Raw genomic sequence first — 503 nt, forward strand, 5'->3', positions numbered from 1 at the left:
AAACTCCTGCAGATGTAACTGTAGCTTGTGCTTCTGAAGTACCGGCAACCATTTCATTAACCGCTACGGATAATTGTGCCGGTGAAATCTCGGCAGAAGGGGTTGATACAACTGTGGCAGGTGATTGTCCGAACTCGTTCGTAATCACTAGAACTTGGACATTTGTGGATGCTTGTAGTAACGAAACTTCTATTTCGCAAACAATTACTATAAACGATACTGTTGCTCCTGCGTTCGTAGAAGAGCTTCCTGCTAGTTTAACAGTAGAGTGTGATGCTGTACCAACGGCTGCTACTTTAACTGCTACAGATAATTGTGGTGAGGCAAGTGTTGCCTTCACCGAATCAACCGAGCAAGGTCAATGTGCTAATGCTTATGTTGTGACCAGAACTTGGACGGCAACAGATGAGTGTGGAAATGAAACAACACACACACAAATTATCACTGTTCAAGATACTGTTTCCCCTGAAATCACTACTCAAGCAGCTAGTATTGTTGTAGAA

General features: G+C 43.1%; 1 protein-coding gene. It reads left to right on the top strand.

The genetic code is table 11. From position 1 onward, the window contains the following. A partial coding sequence (locus EQG68_RS15110) for an HYR-like domain-containing protein (protein WP_449404223.1) occupies positions 1–503 on the top strand: 503 nt, incomplete at both ends.

Source organism: Flavobacterium piscinae (assembly GCF_004122145.1).
Taxonomy (GTDB): domain Bacteria; phylum Bacteroidota; class Bacteroidia; order Flavobacteriales; family Flavobacteriaceae; genus Flavobacterium; species Flavobacterium piscinae.